The sequence below is a fragment of the Neokomagataea anthophila genome (assembly GCF_018122595.1).
Lineage (GTDB): Bacteria > Pseudomonadota > Alphaproteobacteria > Acetobacterales > Acetobacteraceae > Gluconobacter > Gluconobacter anthophilus.
The window spans coordinates 1-224 of the sequence record NZ_JAGRQH010000200.1; the positions used below are offsets into that span (position 1 = coordinate 1).

Genomic DNA, 224 nt, shown 5'->3' on the forward strand with positions numbered 1-224 from the left:
AGGGCAAGAGCAAGCTCTCACCGCAACAACCTCTATTGCCGATGATGCCACCACCCTCCAAGCGGCCCTCAGGGATCAGTCACTCTTCACCCTACTTTACGGTACAGTACTACGTATCAGCGAAGCCCTCGCCCTCAATATCTGTGATCTTGGGCGTACCGGCCATGATACCCTTATTATCCGCGTGAAAGGCGGAAAAGAACGCCTCGTCCCTCTCCTCCCTG

1 protein-coding gene is annotated in these 224 nt (G+C 55.4%); it reads left to right on the top strand.

Features of this window, described 5'->3' with window-relative positions; translation table 11 throughout:
• A partial coding sequence (locus KB213_RS12470) for a tyrosine-type recombinase/integrase (RefSeq protein ID WP_211683584.1) occupies nt 1-224 on the top strand: 224 nt, incomplete at both ends.